Genomic DNA, 18,403 nt, shown 5'->3' on the forward strand with positions numbered 1-18,403 from the left:
AAGGAAACTCCTCCCATGTCGGATCAAGCCGATACCAATGAAATGCTCGTGACGCTGACCGCCGATATTGTTGCGGCGCATGTCAGCAACAACAGCGTCGCCATTTCGGACCTCGCCATATTGATCAACAATGTCCATGCGGCGCTGTCGAACCTTGGCGAGCAGCCGGTGATCGAGGAAAAGCCGGTGCCGGCGGTGTCGGTGCGCGCGTCGGTGAAGCCCGACTACATCGTCTGCCTCGAGGACGGCAAGAAGCTGAAGATGCTGCGCCGTCACCTGATGACGCATTACAACATGACGCCCGACGACTATCGCGCCAAATGGGGGCTGCCCGCCGACTATCCGATGGTTGCGCCCGCCTATGCCGAAAAGCGCCGCGCGCTCGCAAAGGAAATCGGCCTCGGCACCAAGGGGCGCGGCGGTGGACGCAAGCGCCGCAAGGCCTGAATTGAAGGGCGATCGGCCCGATCGGAGAGGCAGCGAGGCGGCGCCTGCGGGTGCCGCCCTTGTTCTATCTGCGGGCCGTGCCTATACAGTTGGCATAAGGAAAGACACGACTGCATAAGGCAGGAAAGGCCCGCATGTCCGGAACCATCGACCTCGAAGCATTGTGCCACGAAAAGGGGCTGCGCATCACCGAGCAGCGCCGCATCATCGCCCGCGTCATCTCCGATTCCGAAGATCATCCCGATGTCGAGACGCTCTATGAACGCGCGTCGAAAATCGACAGCGGTATCTCGATCGCAACCGTCTATCGCACCGTTCGCCTATTCGAAGAGGCCGGGATTCTCGATCGTCACGACTTTGGCGACGGCCGCTCGCGCTACGAAGCCGCGCCCGAGGCGCATCACGACCATCTGATCGATGTCGAGACGGGAAGGGTGATCGAATTCGTCGACCCCGAACTCGAAGCGTTGCAGAAGGTCATTGCCGAACGGCTGGGCTTCCGCCTCGTCGATCATCGCATGGAGCTTTATGGCGTCCGGCTCGACCGCAAGGATTGATCCGGCCGCAGCGCGCGCCGCGATCGCGGCGGGGCAGCCGGCGCCGATTTCGCTGAGGGGAAAAGCGCGCATCGCGTGGCGCGTGATGCTGCTTCTCCTCTCGCTCCTCGTCCTGGTGCCGCTCCATTACCTCTACCGGTTCGTCAGCTACGGCTCGCCCTTTCCGAAGCTGTTCCTGTTCCTCGCCGCGCGCATTGCCGGCGCGCGGGTGGTGCGGCACGGGACGCCGCTGCGGCGCGACGTCTTCTTCATTTCGAACCATATAAGCTGGGTCGACATATTGTCGCTCGCGGGGGCGAGCGGCACCGCCTTCGTCGCCAAGGCCGAATTGGGCCGGGTGCCGGTGATCGGCTGGCTCTGCCGCCTCAACCGCACCGTGTTCGTCAGCCGCGAGGATCGCGGCGGGGTCGCCGACCAGATCAACCTGCTGCGCGAGGCGCTCGCCGACAATTGGGCGGTGACGGTGTTCCCCGAGGGCACGACGACCGACGGCCAGTCGCTGCTGCCGTTCAAGACCTCGATGATGCAGGTGCTCGATCCGCCGCCGCCCGCGGTGCTCGTCCAGCCGGTGATGCTCGATTACGGGCCGATCGCCGAGTGGATCGGCTGGATCGGCGACGAGGCGGGGATCGACAATGCCCGCCGCATCCTCGCGCGCCCCGGCACCTTCCGGCTCGACATCCATTTTCTCGAACCCTTTCACCCGCGCGACTTTCCCGGCCGCAAGGCGATCACCGCCGAAGCACGGCGGCGGATCGAGGAGGCGCTGGTCGCGACGCTCGGCAAGCCGCTGCGGCCTTTTCCGCATTATGTCGCGCCGGTCCGCTATCAGCCTGCGAGTATCGAGGGCGACGGATGACCGGCCGAATCTCCTTCAAATCCCCGCCTGCTTCCTCTATCGGGGCCGCCATGTCCGCACCCGCCCCCAAGACCTTTCACGTCAAATCCTTCGGCTGCCAGATGAACGTCTATGACGGCGAGCGCATGGCCGAGATGCTCGGCGCCGAGGGCTATATGCCCGCCGCCGAGGGCGCCGACGCCGACCTCGTCGTGCTCAATACCTGCCACATCCGCGAGAAGGCGGCTGAAAAGGTCTATTCGGACATCGGCCGGCTGAAGCGTGAGGACGGCAGCACCCCGACGATCGCGGTCGCGGGCTGCGTCGCGCAGGCCGAGGGCGCCGAGATCGCGCGCCGTGCGCCGTCGGTCGACGTCGTCGTCGGCCCGCAGGCCTATCACCGCCTGCCCGATCTGATCGCGCGCGCCGAACGCGGCGAGAAAGCAATCGACCTCGACATGCCGCTCGACAGCAAGTTCGGCGCACTGCCGAAACGCGCCGGCGGCCAGCGTCCGACTGCCTTCCTGACCGTGCAGGAAGGGTGCGACAAATTCTGCACCTATTGCGTCGTTCCCTATACGCGCGGCGCCGAGATCAGCCGGCCGTTCGCCGACCTGATCGCCGAGGCGCGCGCGCTCGTTGCGGGCGGCGTGCGCGAAATCACGCTGCTCGGGCAGAACGTCAATGCGTGGGAGGGCGAGGACGACAAGGGCAGGGCGATCGGCCTCGACGGCCTGATCCGCGAACTCGCGAAAGAGGACGGCCTCGAACGCATCCGCTACACGACCAGCCACCCCAACGACATGACCGACAGCCTGATCGCGGCGCATGGCGAGGTCGAGAAGCTGATGCCCTTCCTCCATCTGCCGGTCCAGGCGGGCAGCGACCGCATCCTCGCGGCAATGAACCGCAGCCACAGTGTCGAGAGCTATCTCAAGGTCATCGAACGCGTCCGCGAAGTGCGGCCCGACATCGCGATTTCGGGCGACTTCATCGTCGGCTTCCCCGGCGAGAGCGAGGAGGATTTCCAGGCGACGCTCGATATCGTCCGCGCGACGCGCTACGCCATGGCCTACAGCTTCAAATATTCACGCCGCCCCGGCACCCCCGCCGCGACGATGGACGGGCAGATCGACGAAGCAGTGATGAACGACCGCCTCCAGCGCTTGCAGGCCTTGCTCAACGAGCAGCAGCAGGCGTTCAACGAAACGACCGTCGGCCGCACCACGCGTCTGCTCCTCGAACGCAAGGGCAAACTGGACGGCCAACTCATCGGCAAATCACCGTGGCTTCAGTCGGTCCATGTCACCGCGCCCGGGCTTGCGATCGGCGATATGGTCGATGTCGAAATCATTTCGGCAGGTCCGAACAGTCTGGGCGCGATTTTGCGCCAATTGCAGGAGGCTTGATGTCCAAACGCCCGCTGACCGCCGCAACCCCCGCCGAACCCGGCGACCGCGTCCGACTGACCGCGGAATTCGAGCGAACGCAGCTTTTGGGCATCCTCTTTGGGGAGTTCGACCGCAATCTCGTCGCGATCGAGAACCGCCTCGGCGTCTATATCTCGGCGCGCGGCAACCGCGTGCAGATCGAGGGCGAGGCGGAGGCCGCGGCCCGCGCGCGCGACGTGCTGACCGAACTCTATAACCGTATCGAACAGGGGCAGGAGGTCGACGCGGGGCTCGTCGACGGGGTGATCGCGATGTCGGCACAGCCGACGCTCGCGGGCATCATCCGCCACGACGCCAGCGAAACGCCGACGGTGATGATCCGCACGCGTAAGAAGACGATCGTCCCGCGCGCGCCGTCGCAGGTGCCCTATATGCAGGCGCTCGCGCGCGACGACGTGATCTTCGCGCTCGGCCCGGCGGGGACGGGCAAGACCTATCTCGCGGTCGCGCAGGCGGTGGCGCAGCTCATCACCGGCAGCGTCCAGCGCCTGATCCTCTCGCGCCCCGCGGTCGAGGCGGGGGAGAAGCTCGGCTTCCTCCCCGGCGACATGAAGGAAAAGGTCGATCCCTATCTCCGCCCGCTCTACGACGCGCTCCACGACTGCCTGCCCGCCGAGCAGGTCGAGCGCCGCATCGCGAGCGGCGAGATCGAGATCGCGCCGCTTGCCTTCATGCGCGGGCGGACGCTGGCGGATGCCTTCATCATCCTCGACGAGGCGCAGAACACCACCATCCCGCAGATGAAGATGTTCTTGACCCGCTTCGGCATGAACAGCCGCATGGTGATCTGCGGCGACCCCAAGCAGGTCGATCTGCCGGTGCCCGCAACCTCCGGCCTCGCCGACGCGGTCGCGCGGCTCGAAGGATTGGAAGGCATCAACGTCAGCCGCTTCACCGCCGCCGACGTCGTCCGCCATCCGATCGTCGGGCGGATCGTCGAGGCTTATGAGGGGCCAGGGAGTTAGGGCGGGATCAGTTTGGACTACCTTCCCGTCATCAGAATGATCGCGCTCTAGCTGCCGACCTTCCTGAACGTCACTATCGACGATCCGCCGGGAGCGATTTCGCGCGTGCCCTTGCGCACCGTGCCGTCGGGCCATTTGACCTGATAGACGAAGCGGCCCGACATGGGCTTTGCGGCGCCGGTCTCGATCTCGTTCCACCGGCAAGCGAAACGGTCCCACGGGTCGGGCTTTTTGAGCACGCACACTTTGAAGGCGAAGGCGCTGATCATCAGCACCTCGCCCGCGGGCGGCTGGGTGACGAAGGTCACGCCCGGCGCGCGGCGCGGAACGGCGGTGGTCGGCCTCGGCGGCGGCGCTGCGGATGGCGGCGGAGAAGGCATGGCTGCGGGTGGCGGAGGAGGCGGGGGTGGAGGCGGCGGCGGTGGTGTGCAGGTATCGACCGCGACGACCGGCGGCAGGTCGGGCGCCGAAGCCGCCCGCGCCGTGTCGAGTGCCGCCGCGAGGTCGGCATAGAGAGCGTCGTTCGGCCGGACGCCGGCGAGCCGCTCGCGTTCAAACGCCGCGAGCGGGGCGGCGAACAGCCGTTCGGGATAATGCCGGGCGACCAGCGCGGCGCGCAGCCGCGCGGTGTCGAGCGCGATGGCGCCGTAATCGCGCAAGGCGGGGTCGGATGCATCCACGCCGGGAGTATCGGTGCCACAGGTCATGAGATTATAGGGCTCGCCCTGTCCCGGCTCGGGAACCTCGGCAACTTCCGCGATTTCGGCCTCGGCTGCGACCCGCACCTCGTAATAGCCGTCCGGATACCATCTCTGTTTCGGCAGCTTCGCCTCGATCGCCTTCATTCCCGCGGCGTCGGCGACAGCCGGATCCTGCGCCGCGGCGACAGCGGGGCCGGCGAGCGCGAGCAGCGCGAGCGGCATCCGGCCGATCATCCTCAACTGCCCGTCTTCTTGAAGGTCACGACCGCCGCGACATCCTCGTCCTCATAATTGGGGACGATCTCGCGCGTGCCCTTGCGCACCGCCCCGTCGGGCCATTTCACCTGATAGACATAACGCCCCGAAAGCCGCTTCTCGACCCCGGTCTCGACCTCGTTCCATTTGCACGCGAAGCGGTCCCACGGGTCGGGTTTCTTGCGCGTGCAGACCTTGAAGGCGAAGGCGTTGATCAGCAGCACCTCACCTTGCGGCGGCGACGTCCTGACGATCACCGCGCTGCCTTCGCCCGCGCCGCAACCGCCGTCGGCAACGACCTTGGGGAGCTGGGGTGCCAGACGTTGGCGGTTCGCCTCGACCGCCTTGGCGAGCTGCTGATAGGGATCATTTTCGAAATAGCCCCCGTCGGCGGGTTCCGCCGCCGCATCCGATGCGTCGGCTTCCATCGCGGCGTCTGCGGCCGCACTTGCCGCGGCGTCGGCTGCGCTTGCTGCCGCCTCGGCGGCGGCTTCGTCGGCGGCCTCGGTGGCGGCATCGGCGGCGGCATTTTCCGCTTCGATCTCTTCGTCGGTCATCGGTTCGGGCGCCGCCTTCGCCTCCTCGATCTTCGCCTTTTCGAACGCGAGCAGGGGCTCGGCATAGACGGCGAGCGGATATTTCATCCGCTCGAACTCGGCACGCAGCCGCGCCACCTCCAGCGCGACGCCGCCGTAGCGCGCGGTCAGCGGGTCGGTATCGTCGAGGCTGACATATTCGGCGTTGCAGTCGATCACGTCATAAGAGGGCGGCTCGCCGTCGCCCCAGTCCATTGTCAGATTGTCGCGCGGGAAATCGGCCATCTGGCCCTCGGCGGCGATGCGGATGTCGTAATAGCCGTCGGGATACCAGCTTTGCCGCGCCACCTTCGCCTCGATCGCCTTCAGCCCGGCCGCGTCGATCGGCTCCTTCGCCGTCACCGTCACCGGCGACGTCAGCGCCGCCAGCAGCATCGTCATCCGCGCCTTTCGCATCTCAATCCTCCTGCTTCAGCCGCCGCGGCCCGCCAAGCCATCCCGAAACGAGCAGCGCCGCCGCCGCTGCAATCGCTGCCCACGCACCGCCGAGCATCAGCTTCACCTGCCCGATCGAGGCCGCGGTCCAAAGCGCGGCGGGATCATAGGCGGCATCGGCGAGCGCATCGGAGGGGAGGTCGGGGCACTCACTCTCGAACACCAATTTCGCGTCGGGCGTGCATGTGGTCCCGCGCACCAGCGGCGCTCCATTCTCCCCCGCGACGATATAGGAGGATGAGGCCCAGCCATAGACGCCGCCCGCCGCGAGCAGCAGCGCGAGCAGCGCGGCCTGCACGCCGCGCGCAGCCCATAGCCGGACCTGCCCGCTCCCGATGACGCCCGCCGGGATGGCGAGCGCGAGCAGCGGAGCGATCCAGCCGATCGCCGACCCCGGCGGCGCCAGCCCGCCGAGCCAGGCCGCGAGCAGCAGCAGCGCCAGCCCCGCGCCGCCGGCGAGTGCGCGCACCAGCCCGTTGTTCCAGCTAAAGCGCTTAACCCCGCGCGGCTTGCCGGGAAGATAGTCGGTTTTCGGGCCTTCGACGAGCATCGCGACGACATCGCCCAGCCGGGCGATATGATCCTCGACCGGCGGCGACAGCGCGTCGAGCCAATGCGGCACGCTCATGAAATATTCGAGGCTGCGCTCGGGGACGACATCCTCGATGCGAAAGGGGATGATCGGCAGGCCGAGGTGCACCGCGCGTTCGACCTCGCGCAATATCTGCGGCGATGTGTTGGCGTGGCTCGAAAAGACGAGGACGAAGACCGTCGACGATTTGAGCCCGTCGATGATCGCCTCGCCCCACGAGGTGCCGGGCACGATGTCGCGCGGCGCAATCCAGCAGCGATGGCCGCGCGCCTCGAGCAGCGCGCACACCATATTCGCGATGGTGCGGTCCTTCGACGAATAGCTGATGAAGACCTGCGACGGCATCATCTTTCCCCCTGTCGCCATCATGCCGTGCGGAAGCGGGCAGGGCAATCGTCACTTTTCCCGATGAATTGGTATACGCAAACGATTCTCAATAGCATAAAACTTGACCCTGCGAATCCGTGCCCCTAGAGCGACGCTATTGCGAATCACTCGCAAATTATCAGGGGAAGAATTTTGTCTAGCCATTGCTCGCCGTCCGCCACCCGTCTTGCCGCCGGCAGCGCGCTGGGCCTTGCGCTCGCCGCGGCCGCGCAGCCGGCCTTCGCGCAGGACAATGACGGCGAATATTGGCTCGCACGCAAGAACCAGATCGTCGTCACCGCGACGCGTATCGCGACCAATGCCGAAGATGTGCCATCGACCGTCACCGTGAAGAGCGACGAGCAGATCGCCGACGAGCTGGTCATCGACATCCGCGACCTCGTTCGCTTCGAGCCCGGCGTCAGCGTCCAGCGCCAGCCCGCACGCTTCAACGCGGCGCTCAGCGCGACCGGCCGCGCGGGCAACGACGGCTTCAACATCCGCGGTATCGGCGGCAACCGCGTGCTGATCCAGGTCGATGGCGTGCGCGTTCCCGACGGCTTCAGCTTCGGCGCGCAGAATGTCGGGCGCGGCGACTATGTCGACCTCGGCCTCATCAAATCGGTCGAGATTTTGCGCGGCCCCTCGTCGGCGCTCTACGGCAGCGATGGTCTCGCGGGCGCGGTCAGCTTCATCACCGCCGACCCATCCGACTTTCTCGAAACCGGTAAAGCCGTCGGCGGTCTCGTCCGCGCCGCCTACAGCAGCGCGGATAACGAGTTCAGCGAGACCGCGATCCTGGCGGGACGCAGCGGTGACTGGTCGGTCATGGCCGCCTATACTCGCCGCGACTTCAACGAACTCGACAACAAGGGCACCGTTGGCGGCACCGGCGCCGCGCGCACCAGGCCCAACCCGCAGGACGGCCGCTCGAACGCGGCGCTCGCGCGCATCGTCTACGATCCTGCGAACGGCCACAAGCTGCGCCTGACCGGCGAATATCTCGGCACCCACCTCTTCACCGACGGCCTCTCCAGTCTCAGCCCCACGGTCGAACTGCTGCAGGGCATCGACACCGGCGAGCGCAAGCGCGTGTCGCTCGACTGGAGCTGGCAGGGCGAGGGCGCGATCGATTTCGCGCGCGTCGCGCTCTATTGGCAGGACGGCGAGGACGTGCAGTTCACCGACGAGGACCGCACCCCCGCCGCCGACCGCGAACGCCTCAACACTTTCGAAAACCGCGTCTTCGGCGCCGCCGCCGATGCGCGCGCCGATTTCGCGACCGGCGCGATCGGCCACCGCCTCGTCTTCGGCGGCGACATCAGCAAGACACGCCAGCGCGGCCTGCGCGATGGCGTGCTGCCGACGCCGCCCGACGTCTTCCCGAGCCGCGCCTTCCCGACGACCGACTTCACCCGCGCCGGCCTGTTCGTCGGCGATGAAATCTCGATCGCCGACGGCCGCCTGTTGCTCTATCCGGCGCTGCGCTTCGACTGGTACGATCTGTCGCCGCGCAATGACGCGCTGTTGCCGGGCTTCACCGGCGCCGGGCAGAAGGATTCGCGCCTGTCGCCGAAATTCGGCGCGGTGTGGAAGGTCACCGACCAGGTGCGCTTGTTCGCCAATTATGCGACGGGCTTCAAGGCGCCCGAGCCGGGGCAGGTCAACCAGTTCTTCGAGAATCTGACCTATGGCTACACGTCGAAGCCGAATCCCGATCTCGGTCCCGAACGCAGCCAGAGCTTCGAGGGCGGACTGCGCTTCAACAGCGACCATGTCAGCCTCGACCTCACCGCCTTTTCGGCGCGTTACAAGGATTTCATCAGCCAAGAGGTGGTGAGCGGCAGCTTCACGCCCACCGATCCGGCAGTCTATCAATTCATCAATCTCGATCGTGTCCGCGTCAAAGGCGCGGAAGCACGGTTCGAGGGGCGGGCGTCCTCCGGCCTCTTTGCGACGCTCGCCCTATCCTATGCCAAGGGCAACCAGATCGATCCCGACGGCGTGCGCACGCCATTGTCGACGATCGATCCGGTGAAGCTCGTCGCCGGCGTCGGCTACCGCGAGCCCACGGGACGCTTCGGCGGCCAGATCATCATGACCCACAGCGGCCGCAAGGAGGCGTCGCGTGCTGCCGGGGTCTGCTCTGCCGAATGTTTCCGTCCCGATGCCTTCACTATCCTCGACGCGACCGCTTTCGTGCGGATCACCGATGGACTGACGCTGCGCGGCGGCATCTTCAACATTCTCGACAAGAAATATAGCTGGTGGAGCGACGTGCGCGGGCTCGCGCTCGTCCCGCTCAGCCCGCCCGATCCCGCGCTGCCGGGGCTGCTCGTCCCGCCCGCGAGCGCCGACGCCTATACCCAGCCCGGCCGCAACGCGAGCGTGTCGCTCAGCTATCGCTTCTGACCCCCGAAGGACTGCACCGATGAAAAAGACCTGTCGCTCGATCGCCGCCGCGCTGCTTCTGCTCGGTGCTGCGGTTCCCGCCGCCGCGCATCCGCCGATCGCGGCCGAAGAGGCCGCCGCCAACTTCGAGCAGGACCGCGCCGACATCCTTGCCATGGCGGGCAATTACCACGTTGGCTTCAACATGCAGGAGTCGACGCGCTGGGACAAGGACTACACCCCGCTCGAACCCAAACGCTCGGGCGGCAACGAAGTCGTGCGCGTCATCAAGGACAGTGGCCGCAAGATCATCCTTCAGCACATGCTCGTCATCACCGACGACGAGGGCAAGAGCCATATCATCAAGCATTGGCGCCAGGACTGGGAATATGAGCCCGCGAAGCTGCTCGTCTATTCCGACCGCAACCAATGGACCTGGGAAGCCGTCCCCGAAAAGATGCGCACTGGCCGCTGGTCGCAGACGGTGTATCAGGTCGACGACAGCCCGCGCTATGGCGGATGGGGCCAGTTCGAGACGCAGGCGGGCATCCGCCGCTGGCGCTCCAACTGGACGTGGCGTCCGCTCGCGCGCCGCGACGCGGTACGCAAACCCGTCTACGACCGCTATTATTCGATCAACCGCCACCAGCCGACCCCCGACGGCTGGATTCACTGGCAGGACAATACGAAGATGGGGATCAAGGACGGCAAGCTGGTGCCGATCGTCCAGGAATATGTCCTCAACACCTATATCAAATACGATCAGTATGACGTGAAGGCCGCCGACGATTATTGGGCCGCGACCAAGGATTACTGGGCCGCCGTCCGCGCCGAATGGGACCGCGTCGCCGCCACCAAGGGCGGGATCGCGATCGACGAGGAGGCCGAGACCGGCACCGTCATCAGCGGCCGCCTGCTGAGCATGGCCGACGAGGTGCAGGAAAAGAAGCTGACCACCGAAAAGGCGATCGCCGAAGCGAAGAAGCTGATCGAGGCGAATACGCGCAGGCTCTGACCGACTTCACCACCATGTGAAGCCCGTGACTGGGGCGGCTCTGCAAGGGCCGCCCCTTCTTTCAGCGAAGCTGGCTATCCTTGCTGCCGCGGCGGTTAAACAGCTCATGTTTTCTCGCCGTGTCGCGGCCCGACTGGCACGGGACACAGGTCTGCACGCCGGGCAGAGCCAGCCTCCGGCGTTCGGGGATTTCCTCGCCGCATTCGCGGCAATAGCGGGCGCTCTCGCCGGCGGGCATCGCCCGCCGCGCGTTCAGCACCGCATCGGTCACGGTGTCGTCGATCTGCTCCTGAACCGCACCGTCGCGCGTCCAACCGCCAGCCACTCCGGCCTCCTGTTCAAAAATCCTGTCTCGCTCCAGATAGGAAGCCGTAAGGGATTTTTAAACCGCCGGGCAAAGGCGGGCGAGCGAGGCGTTGCTTATTTCCGCGCGCCATCAACGCTCCAGATCCCCGCGCCGCGCGTCGCGATGAACAGGAAGATGAAGCAATAGAGCGCGATGGCTTCGCCGCCGTTGACGATCGGGAAGAAGCTCTTGCTGCCGTGGACCATCCAGTAACCGACCGCCGACATGCCGCTGGCGATGAAGGCCGCGGGGCGGGTGAATAGGCCGATCACGATCAGGCCGCCCGCGACCAGCTCGATCACTCCCGCCGCCTGCAGCATCGGGTTCAGCGGCATTGGAAAATCGACCGGGAAATTGAAGAATTTCTGCACCCCGTGCGCGAGGAACAGCAGCCCCGCCACGATCCGCAGCAGCGCATAGGCCTGTTTGCCAAATCCATCGAGAAACTTCATCACCATTCCCCTCCTGTCGAAAGACGGTGCGATGCTAGTGCAGCTTCGCGGGCCGTCAAAGCGCATTATATGAAACGGTGCGTTTCCAGCACTTTGGCGTGGCACGACCAGAAAATGCGATCGCGATCCGATTTTTTCACGTCGCATGTCACATCCACCACCGCTGTCTCGTCATGCTTGTACAACCCAAGTCAAGGAGACACACATGACCAAGGTAACCGACCCTTTCGCGGCCTCGCCGCACCTCATGAAGCAGTGGATGGCGGTCAGCCTCGCGGCCGAAAAGAGCCTTGAGAAGAGCCTGATCGAACTGGTGAAAATCCGCTCGTCGATCCTCAACGGCTGCGCCAACTGCATCAACATGCACACCGCCGATGCGCGCGCTGCGGGGGAGACCGAACAGCGGATCTACCTGCTCGCCGCCTGGCACGAGGCGCCCGTCTATACGCCTCGTGAACGCGCCGCGCTCGCCTGGACCGACGCCTTGACCCGCCTCTCGCAAGGGCACACACAGGCGGAAGCGCGCGCGGCGCTTGACGAGCATTTCACCGCGGAGGAACAGATGAACCTGACCGTGATGATCAATGTCATCAACGGCTGGAACCGCATCGCGGTGGGTTTCGACCTCTGGTACGAGGGCGGCGTGCCGGCGAAGGCCGCCTGATGATGGGGGAAGGCATCAGCGGCGAAAATTTCGGGGGGCAGGACGCGGCGGCGAGTTTCGACCCGCTCCGCCCGCTCCTCGTCCGTGTCGCCTACCGCATGCTCGGCTCGGTCGCCGATGCCGAGGATGTGGTGCAGGATGCCTTCCTCCGCTGGCTCGGCACCGACCGCGACGCGGTGCGCGAGCCCGCGGCCTTCCTGCGCCGCACCGTGACGCGGCTCTGCCTCGACCAACTGAAATCGGCGCGCGCTACCCGCGAAACCTATATCGGCCCCTGGCTCCCCGATCCGCTGGTCGAGGAGGAGGAAGAGGACGACGTCACCCTGCCGCTGATGCTCGCGCTCGAACGGCTCTCCCCGCTGGAGCGCGCGGCCTTCCTGCTCCACGATGTCTTCGGCGTCGAATATGATGAGGTCGCGAAGACGATCGACCGCGATCCTCCCGCGACGCGCCAACTCGCGGCGCGGGCGCGCACGCACGTCCGCGATGCGCGCCCGCGCTACAGATTGGAGAAGGAAAGGGGGCTCGAAATTGCCAACGCCTTCTTCGCTGCCTCGCGCAGCGGCGACATGGGAGCGCTCGGCGCGATGCTCGCGGCAGACGTCGGCATGTGGTCCGACGGCGGCGGCAAGCGCCCCGCGGCAATGGTGCCGGTGCTCGGTTTCAACACGGTGATGACGCTGCACCGCAGCCTTGCGGTGCTGTTCGCCAAACATGGCTCGACGCTTGTCCACACCGGCACGATCAACGGCCTGCCGGGCTTCGTCACCCGCGAGGCCGACGGAGAGCTTCAGACCACGGCGCTGGAAATCGAGGACGGAAAGGTCGCCGGCATCTATGTGATGCGCAATCCCGACAAGCTGAAGCATATGCATTGAGGGGGAGGGGGCGGCTTTCGATCGAATATTGCCGTCACGCGACCGAAAGCTGGAATCCTTGTCGTCGTGTCACTTCGCCGCTGCGACGCGCGGATAACGGCGCCAGGATCACGGAAGCCGCGCCCTCGGATAGGGGGTGCCGTCCTTGTGAAAATAGCCGTCGGGCGTGAACAGCATGTCGATGTCCGAATAGCCGCCGCCGGTATCGTATTTCTTGCCGCCGCCCAGCGCGACGAACACGCAGTCGGCATCCGATTCGTTGACCAGATGATGGCCGTTGGTGTTCCCCTTCGGCCACACCGCGATGTCTCCCGGCCGCATCGGCCAGCGCCCATCATCCTCGATCAGCACCGCTTCGCCCGCGATCATCACCAGCATTTCGTCCTCGCCGTCGTGCCAGTGGCGCTGCGACGACCAGGCGCCGGGTTTCAGCACGACGTGGCTCGCCGCGAAATCGCTGAGGCCCGCGGACGGCGCGAGGCGGCGATACCAACGGCCCTGCACGGGCGCGTCATAGGGCGCGGGATAGCCGGTGGCGTTGGTTTGCGGAATGGCATCGAGGTCGAGCTTGGGCATCGGGCAATCCCTTCTTTGTTCTGCCTTTGTTTCGCACATTATCGCCGCGATGCAAAGCCTCGACTTGAGCGCGCACGAAGGGGTAAGGGAGCGGTATGACCCACGCTGTCGACCCCGTCGCCCTCGCCCAGGCGCTGATCGCCGCGCCGAGCATCTCGCCCGCCACCGGCGCCGTGTTCGACGTGATGGAAGCGGCGCTGATCCCGCTCGGCTTCACGGTCGAGCGCTTCATCGACGGGATCGAACCCGACGGCCCGGTCGAGAATTTGCTCGCGGTGCGCGCCGGCAAGGGGCCGGTGCATTTCGGCTTTGCCGGCCATCTCGACGTCGTGCCGCCGGGCGTCGGCTGGACGAGCGACGCCTTCGCGCCCGAAGTTCGCGGCGAGCTGCTCTACGGCCGCGGCGCGGTCGACATGAAGGGGGCTATCGCAGCATTCGTCGCGGCCGCCGCTGCGACCCCCGCGGAGGCTGGGACGATCAGCCTGATCATCACCGGCGACGAGGAAGGCCCCGCGATCTTCGGCACCCGCGCGCTCATGGAGCATATGGACGCGCGCGGGGTGAAGCCCGACATGATCCTCGTCGGCGAACCCACCTCGGCGAACCGGCTCGGCGACATGGCGAAGATCGGGCGGCGCGGGTCGGTCAATATCTGGATCGACGTGCCGGGGACGCAGGGCCACGTCGCCTATCCGCACCTTGCCGACAATCCGATCCCCAAGCTGGTGAAGATATTGGCGGCGATCGATGCGGTCAGCCTCGACGCCGGGACCGACTGGTTCCAGCCGTCGAACATCGAATTCACCGATATCGAGGTCGGCAACGGCGCGACCAACGTCATTCCCGCGTCGGCGCGCGCGCGGCTGTCGATCCGCTTCAACGACCAGCACCGCGGCGCCGACCTCGTCGCGATGGTCGAGCGGCTGGCGCGGGACGTCGAGCCCGAAGCAAAGGTGCTCGGCAAGATTTCAGGCGAAGCTTTCCTGACGCCGCCAGGCGATCTGTCGGAACTGGTCGCTGAGGCGATCCACGCCGAGATAGACCTTCGCCCCGAATTGTCGACGACCGGTGGTACTTCCGATGCGCGCTTCCTTCATGCACTGTGCCCGGTGGTCGAGTTCGGGCTGATCAATGCGACGATGCACAAGCTCGACGAGGCGGTCGCGGTCGACGATCTGCACAAGCTGACCGCCATCTATCGCGGCATATTGATGCGCGCGCTGCTCGATTAGATTTATCTCACGCAAAGGCGCGAAGAAGAAAGGCTCACACAAAGATACAAAGAGGGCAGCCTTCGTTGACGCCGCTGCGTGTCTGGATCGCGCGAAGCGCCTTTGCAAAGAAGGTCGCCTGCCGCGACGAACGGCAGCAGTCGCATGGCGCGCCCTCTTTGTGTCTTTGTGTGAGATATTTTCTTATTCTCCTCGCGCCTTTGCGTGCGACTATTCCTCGCGCCCGCGGCGCAGGATGACATAGACCGCGCCGCCGCCGCCATGGCTGATATGCGCGGGGCGCAGCGCGACGATGCGGTCGGCATAGGGCGACACCGACAGCCATTCGGGCAGCGAGGCGCGGATCGCGCCGCGCGGGCGGGGATCGCCATGCATCTGTGGCAGGCGGTCGGCACCCGGCCGCAGTCGTCCCGCGACCACCAGCAGCACCCGCGCGCCGCGCAGCAGCCCACGCCCGATCGCCTCGTCGAGCAGCGCCTGCGCCGACGCCAGCGTATGGCCGTGCAGATCGATGCTCATGTCGGGGCGCACCAGCCCCTTGCGCAGCCGCCGGTCCCAATGGCCGTCGAGCGTGCTGCTCGCCCAAGTCCGGCGCGGCGGTGGCAGCGGTGACGAAGGACGCGGCGCGGCGGCGGGTGCGGCCGCGCGCACGACCGTCTTGGGCGGCTTGATCGTCGGCGGCGCCTTGGGCTCGACCGGCGTCGGTCGCTTCGCCAGCGGCGCGACGGTTGCCGCCACCTTTTTCCACAACACGCTTTCCTCGGGGGCGAGCCGCCGCGCCATGTCAGGGGCGTGCCGTAAGCCGCGCGACGCTCGCGCGCGGCAGCAGGAGCAGCGCCGAACCGCGCGCCGCCATGCCGCCGGCGGTCGCCCGCGCGGCCTCGCCCGCGCCCCAGAAACTGTCGAAGCGGTTCGCGCCCTTGATCGCGCCGCCGGTGTCCTGCGCGATCCACAGCCCGTTCGGTTCGGCGCGGTCGAGCGAGAGGAAGACCGGCGCGCCGAGCGGCACATATTTGGGATCGGCGGCGACGCTCGCGCGACCGGTGACGGGAACGCCGAGCGCGCCGAGCGGACCGGGACCGGTCAGTTCGCGGAAGAAGACCCAGCTTGGATTCTCGTTCATCACCGCCGCCCCCCGCACCGGATCGGCGCGCAGATAATCGAGGATGCCCTGCATCGACGCCTGCCCCGGCTGGAGTTCGCCGCGATCGAGCAGCAGCTTGCCGATGCCGACATAGTCGCGGCCGTTCTGCGTGTCGTAGCCGATGCGCATGACGCTGCCGTCGGGCAGGCGCAGCCGTCCCGAACCCTGCACCTGAAGGAAGAAGAATTCGGCGGCGTCGGCCGCCCAGGCAATCTCCAGCCCGCGCCCCGCGAGCGCGCCGCGCTCGATCGTCGCGCGGTCGTAGTATGGCACGAAATTGCTGCCGTCGACGCGGCCGCGAAGCTTCTTGCCCTGCAAATCCTTCGAAAAGACCCCAAGGTCGACGTCGATCAGATCGGCGGGGCGGCGATAGATAGGGACGTCATAGCCCGGGCGCTTGTCGCGCGAGGCCGCGATTTCGGGCTCGTAATAGCCGGTGACGAACGCCGTACCCGCGCCGACCTGCACCGTGCCGAAATAGCGGCTGAAGAAATTGCTCGCGTCGCGATCGGCCCAGCCCGTCGCGGCGTTGCAGCTTTCGGCCCACTCACCATTCTGGGTGAGGCCGCTCGCATCGGTGCGGCGAAGCAGCGAAGGGCAGCTCAGCCGGAACGCCTTGAGCGCGGCGGTCGCCTGATCGGCCGCGACGCCGAGTTCATTATACTCGGGACCGGCAAGGACCCCGGCCTCGGCGGCGGTGGTCGCGGTGGCGGGCGGAACGGGCGCGGGCAGCGGTGGATTGGGGGTCGCCGGAATCGGCCTCGCCGCCGCGCTCGCGGGCGCTGAGGGGCGCGGTATATAGGAGGGCGTGCCCAACGATGGCGCCGGAGTCGGCGCGGGCCGGGTCGTGGCCGGACGGCTTCCCGCCTCGGGAATCACCGAAGCACAGCCCGACAACAACGGCAGGATGGCGAGAATCGCGAATCCGCAAGCCCGCGCCCGCGGCGCGTCCGCCGTCGCGACCCGCCGCATCGAGGTCAGGCGGCTTCGACTTCGTCGAGCAGCCAGTTGGGATCGCTGCTGCCGATCTGGCGACGGAAGGTCCACAAATCGTCGGCCTGCGCCGCGTCGCTCATCGAGCCTGCGATCATCTTGCCCTCGGCATCGCGGGTCACCGCGCTGATGTCGGCCTGATAGCGCACCGTGATCCGTGCCTCGCGGCGGCTGAGCTCGACCGCGGTGATCTTGGCCGAATCGATGCCGATCAGGCGGTTGTCGAGCTTTTCGCCGCGCGCGGTGCGCGCCTCGATCGCTTCGACGAAGCCTTCATAGCTGTCGTCGTCGCACAGGTCGCGCAGCGTGTCGCGGTCGCCCGCCCAGAAAGCCTCCAGGATCATGCGATACGCCGCCTCGGCGCCTTCCATGAAGCGGCCGGCGTCGAAATGGCGGTCGGCGGCGAGCAATTGGCGAAGACCGGCCTCGGCCGCGGGTTCGTAGACGAGTCCGGCGCCGCTCGCACCGGCGGCGGGCAGCGCCGCGGGCGCATCGCTCTCGTCGAGACGAACCGGTGCGGGCGCCGCGCGCTCGTCACGCCGCGGCAGGACGGGTTCCTGCTCGTGTCCGGTCCGCTTGCCGAGCACCGAATAGAGCCGCATACCCAGAAAGGCAGCGATCATGGCGAGCAGGACGATCGAAAAAGCAGTCACAGGCAAAATCCGATTATTACGGGAAAGTCTATTCGGCCATTACATAGGCGATCCATGGCCATGTTTCAAACCACCATGGCCCCGGCATCGCGGCGGGTCAACGATTCGGGGCATCCTGGGCGACGCGCGCCGCCCATTGTGCTGTTCCGTCGCCGCTGCTAAGCGCCGCCGCAACCTTCCGTCCCCGGGCCGTCCACGGGCGGACCCTATCCTTTATTTCCAACGAAAGCGTTACGATCATGGCTGACGAGACCGGCACCGACATCAATCCCGCCCCGCAGGCAAATGGAGAGGACACCGCGCCCGCGATCGGCCTGATCTCGCAATATGTGAAGGATCTGTCGTTCGAGAATCCGAACGCCCCGGCCGCCTATCAGTGGCAATCGGCGCCGCAGATCGATGTCCAGTTCAACATCGGCGCCGACAATGTCGGCGAGAATCTCTATGAAGTATCGTTGAAGATCGACATCAGCTCGAAGTCCGACGAGGGCACGATGTTCGTCGTCGACCTGAAATATGCCGGCCTGTTCGGGGTCCGCAACGTCCCCGACGACCAGCTTCAGCCCTTCTTCCTCGCCGAAGCGCCGCGCATCCTCTTTCCCTTCGCGCGCCGCGTCGTCGCCGACGTCGTCCGCGACGGCGGCTTCCCGCCGCTGCTCCTCGAACCGATCGATTTCCACGGTCTGTTCATGCAGCAGGCGCAGGCGCAGGGCGACGTTGGCGAGATGGCGCCGGTCGGCCAGGCCTGATCTGACTTGAAAACCTCGTCATTGCGAGCGAAGCGAAGCAATCCAGGGCGGTTTACGCACATTCTGGATTGCTTCCCCCGGCTTTCGCCGGGGCCGCAATGACGATG

Annotated in this window: 20 protein-coding genes; 11 read left to right on the forward strand and 9 right to left on the reverse strand. The window is 66.4% G+C overall.

The features are described from left to right. The first annotated feature begins 15 nt into the window (after positions 1-15). The 5 genes from NP825_RS05210 (at position 16) to NP825_RS05230 (ending at position 4,258) form a co-directional block, all read left to right on the forward strand. The gene (locus tag NP825_RS05210) at positions 16-447 is read left to right on the forward strand and encodes a MucR family transcriptional regulator (protein ID WP_257549065.1); all 432 of its coding nucleotides are present in this window, start codon (positions 16-18) and stop codon (positions 445-447) included. Between the two features lie 134 nt (positions 448-581). Continuing rightward, a complete protein-coding gene (locus tag NP825_RS05215) occupies positions 582-1,004 on the forward strand; it encodes a Fur family transcriptional regulator (RefSeq protein ID WP_257549067.1) in 423 nt (140 codons plus the stop codon). After that, positions 976-1,863, forward strand: a complete 888-nt coding sequence (locus NP825_RS05220) for a 1-acyl-sn-glycerol-3-phosphate acyltransferase (protein ID WP_257549069.1) — start codon at positions 976-978, stop codon at positions 1,861-1,863. Before NP825_RS05215 ends, NP825_RS05220 begins: the two co-directional genes overlap by 29 nt. Positions 1,864-1,901: 38 nt before the next feature. After that, positions 1,902-3,251 (forward strand): tRNA (N6-isopentenyl adenosine(37)-C2)-methylthiotransferase MiaB, encoded by a 1,350-nt coding sequence (gene miaB / locus NP825_RS05225; RefSeq protein WP_257551311.1) that lies wholly within the window; start codon positions 1,902-1,904, stop codon positions 3,249-3,251. Continuing rightward, positions 3,251-4,258 carry a PhoH family protein gene (locus tag NP825_RS05230; protein ID WP_257549071.1) on the forward strand — a complete coding sequence of 336 codons (1,008 nt, stop codon included), beginning with the start codon at positions 3,251-3,253 and terminating at the stop codon, positions 4,256-4,258. The genes miaB and NP825_RS05230 overlap by 1 nt, the downstream gene beginning before the upstream one ends. Before the next feature lie 47 nt (positions 4,259-4,305). On the opposite strand, the gene NP825_RS05235 is transcribed toward NP825_RS05230, so the two are convergent. Genes NP825_RS05235 through NP825_RS05245 form a run of 3 tightly spaced genes read right to left on the reverse strand, consistent with a single transcriptional unit; the run spans position 4,306 to position 7,182 of the window. Continuing rightward, a complete protein-coding gene (locus tag NP825_RS05235; protein ID WP_257549073.1) occupies positions 4,306-5,199 on the reverse strand; it encodes a hypothetical protein in 894 nt (297 codons plus the stop codon). Further along, a complete protein-coding gene (locus tag NP825_RS05240; RefSeq protein WP_257549076.1) occupies positions 5,196-6,206 on the reverse strand; it encodes a hypothetical protein in 1,011 nt (336 codons plus the stop codon). The genes NP825_RS05235 and NP825_RS05240 overlap by 4 nt, the downstream gene beginning before the upstream one ends. 1 nt (position 6,207) lies before the next feature. Further along, complete coding sequence (locus NP825_RS05245; protein WP_257549078.1) at positions 6,208-7,182, reverse strand: toll/interleukin-1 receptor domain-containing protein; 975 nt, start codon at positions 7,180-7,182, stop codon at positions 6,208-6,210. Positions 7,183-7,356: 174 nt separating this feature from the next. On the opposite strand from NP825_RS05245, the gene NP825_RS05250 reads away from it, so the two are divergent. Further along, positions 7,357-9,615, forward strand: coding sequence for a TonB-dependent hemoglobin/transferrin/lactoferrin family receptor (locus NP825_RS05250; protein WP_257549080.1), 2,259 nt, complete (start codon positions 7,357-7,359; stop codon positions 9,613-9,615). A gap of 19 nt (positions 9,616-9,634) precedes the next feature. Beyond that, positions 9,635-10,609, forward strand: coding sequence for a DUF6607 family protein (locus NP825_RS05255; RefSeq protein ID WP_257549082.1), 975 nt, complete (start codon positions 9,635-9,637; stop codon positions 10,607-10,609). A gap of 61 nt (positions 10,610-10,670) precedes the next feature. On the opposite strand, the gene NP825_RS05260 is transcribed toward NP825_RS05255, so the two are convergent. Together NP825_RS05260 and NP825_RS05265 are read right to left on the reverse strand one after the other, a co-directional pair. Beyond that, positions 10,671-10,934 (reverse strand): DksA/TraR family C4-type zinc finger protein, encoded by a 264-nt coding sequence (locus tag NP825_RS05260; RefSeq protein ID WP_257549084.1) that lies wholly within the window; start codon positions 10,932-10,934, stop codon positions 10,671-10,673. 95 nt (positions 10,935-11,029) lie between these two features. Next, positions 11,030-11,407, reverse strand: a complete 378-nt coding sequence (locus NP825_RS05265) for a DoxX family protein (protein WP_257549086.1) — start codon at positions 11,405-11,407, stop codon at positions 11,030-11,032. A 205-nt stretch (positions 11,408-11,612) separates the two neighbouring features. On the opposite strand from NP825_RS05265, the gene NP825_RS05270 reads away from it, so the two are divergent. After that, positions 11,613-12,071, forward strand: coding sequence for a carboxymuconolactone decarboxylase family protein (locus NP825_RS05270; RefSeq protein ID WP_257549088.1), 459 nt, complete (start codon positions 11,613-11,615; stop codon positions 12,069-12,071). Then, positions 12,071-12,949 (forward strand): sigma-70 family RNA polymerase sigma factor, encoded by an 879-nt coding sequence (locus NP825_RS05275; RefSeq protein WP_257549090.1) that lies wholly within the window; start codon positions 12,071-12,073, stop codon positions 12,947-12,949. Before NP825_RS05270 ends, NP825_RS05275 begins: the two co-directional genes overlap by 1 nt. Positions 12,950-13,057: 108 nt before the next feature. Here NP825_RS05275 and NP825_RS05280 read toward each other — a convergent pair whose 3' ends face one another. Then, a complete protein-coding gene (locus tag NP825_RS05280) occupies positions 13,058-13,525 on the reverse strand; it encodes a cupin domain-containing protein (RefSeq protein ID WP_257549092.1) in 468 nt (155 codons plus the stop codon). 95 nt (positions 13,526-13,620) lie between these two features. Between NP825_RS05280 and dapE the strand changes: the two genes are divergently transcribed. Further along, positions 13,621-14,757 carry a succinyl-diaminopimelate desuccinylase gene (gene dapE, locus NP825_RS05285; RefSeq protein ID WP_257549094.1) on the forward strand — a complete coding sequence of 379 codons (1,137 nt, stop codon included), beginning with the start codon at positions 13,621-13,623 and terminating at the stop codon, positions 14,755-14,757. A 210-nt stretch (positions 14,758-14,967) separates the two neighbouring features. Here the strand turns inward: dapE and NP825_RS05290 are convergent, their stop codons facing one another. From NP825_RS05290 to NP825_RS05300, 3 genes are read right to left on the reverse strand one after another with little or no spacing between them, the layout of a single operon-like run. Next, positions 14,968-15,540 (reverse strand): Smr/MutS family protein, encoded by a 573-nt coding sequence (locus NP825_RS05290; protein WP_257549097.1) that lies wholly within the window; start codon positions 15,538-15,540, stop codon positions 14,968-14,970. 1 nt (position 15,541) lies between these two features. Next, the gene (locus NP825_RS05295) at positions 15,542-16,873 is read right to left on the reverse strand and encodes a murein transglycosylase A (protein WP_257549099.1); all 1,332 of its coding nucleotides are present in this window, start codon (positions 16,871-16,873) and stop codon (positions 15,542-15,544) included. 5 nt (positions 16,874-16,878) lie between these two features. Then, complete coding sequence (locus tag NP825_RS05300; protein ID WP_257549101.1) at positions 16,879-17,547, reverse strand: Tim44/TimA family putative adaptor protein; 669 nt, start codon at positions 17,545-17,547, stop codon at positions 16,879-16,881. Positions 17,548-17,786: 239 nt separating this feature from the next. Here NP825_RS05300 and secB point away from each other — a divergent pair, with 239 nt between their 5' ends. Then, on the forward strand, positions 17,787-18,296 hold the full coding sequence (gene secB / locus NP825_RS05305) for a protein-export chaperone SecB (RefSeq protein WP_257549104.1): 510 nt from the start codon (positions 17,787-17,789) through the stop codon (positions 18,294-18,296). Positions 18,297-18,403: the final 107 nt, after the last annotated feature.

This window comes from Sphingopyxis sp. DBS4, from assembly GCF_024628865.1.
Classification (GTDB): Bacteria; Pseudomonadota; Alphaproteobacteria; order Sphingomonadales; family Sphingomonadaceae; genus Sphingopyxis.

What these genes read in the sequence shown, in the direction of transcription:
- NP825_RS05210 (WP_257549065.1), top strand. Translation starts at nt 16, where the DNA reads ATGTCGGATCAAGCCGATACCAATGAAATGCTCGTGACGCTGACCGCC.
- NP825_RS05215 (WP_257549067.1), top strand. Translation starts at nt 582, where the DNA reads ATGTCCGGAACCATCGACCTCGAAGCATTGTGCCACGAAAAGGGGCTG.
- NP825_RS05220 (WP_257549069.1), top strand. Translation starts at nt 976, where the DNA reads ATGGCGTCCGGCTCGACCGCAAGGATTGATCCGGCCGCAGCGCGCGCC.
- NP825_RS05230 (WP_257549071.1), top strand. Translation starts at nt 3,251, where the DNA reads ATGTCCAAACGCCCGCTGACCGCCGCAACCCCCGCCGAACCCGGCGAC.
- NP825_RS05240 (WP_257549076.1), bottom strand. Translation starts at nt 6,206, where the DNA reads ATGCGAAAGGCGCGGATGACGATGCTGCTGGCGGCGCTGACGTCGCCG.
- NP825_RS05245 (WP_257549078.1), bottom strand. Translation starts at nt 7,182, where the DNA reads ATGCCGTCGCAGGTCTTCATCAGCTATTCGTCGAAGGACCGCACCATC.
- NP825_RS05255 (WP_257549082.1), top strand. Translation starts at nt 9,635, where the DNA reads ATGAAAAAGACCTGTCGCTCGATCGCCGCCGCGCTGCTTCTGCTCGGT.
- NP825_RS05265 (WP_257549086.1), bottom strand. Translation starts at nt 11,407, where the DNA reads ATGAAGTTTCTCGATGGATTTGGCAAACAGGCCTATGCGCTGCTGCGG.
- NP825_RS05270 (WP_257549088.1), top strand. Translation starts at nt 11,613, where the DNA reads ATGACCAAGGTAACCGACCCTTTCGCGGCCTCGCCGCACCTCATGAAG.
- NP825_RS05275 (WP_257549090.1), top strand. Translation starts at nt 12,071, where the DNA reads ATGATGGGGGAAGGCATCAGCGGCGAAAATTTCGGGGGGCAGGACGCG.
- NP825_RS05280 (WP_257549092.1), bottom strand. Translation starts at nt 13,525, where the DNA reads ATGCCCAAGCTCGACCTCGATGCCATTCCGCAAACCAACGCCACCGGC.
- dapE (WP_257549094.1), top strand. Translation starts at nt 13,621, where the DNA reads ATGACCCACGCTGTCGACCCCGTCGCCCTCGCCCAGGCGCTGATCGCC.
- NP825_RS05290 (WP_257549097.1), bottom strand. Translation starts at nt 15,540, where the DNA reads ATGGCGCGGCGGCTCGCCCCCGAGGAAAGCGTGTTGTGGAAAAAGGTG.
- NP825_RS05295 (WP_257549099.1), bottom strand. Translation starts at nt 16,873, where the DNA reads ATGCGGCGGGTCGCGACGGCGGACGCGCCGCGGGCGCGGGCTTGCGGA.
- secB (WP_257549104.1), top strand. Translation starts at nt 17,787, where the DNA reads ATGGCTGACGAGACCGGCACCGACATCAATCCCGCCCCGCAGGCAAAT.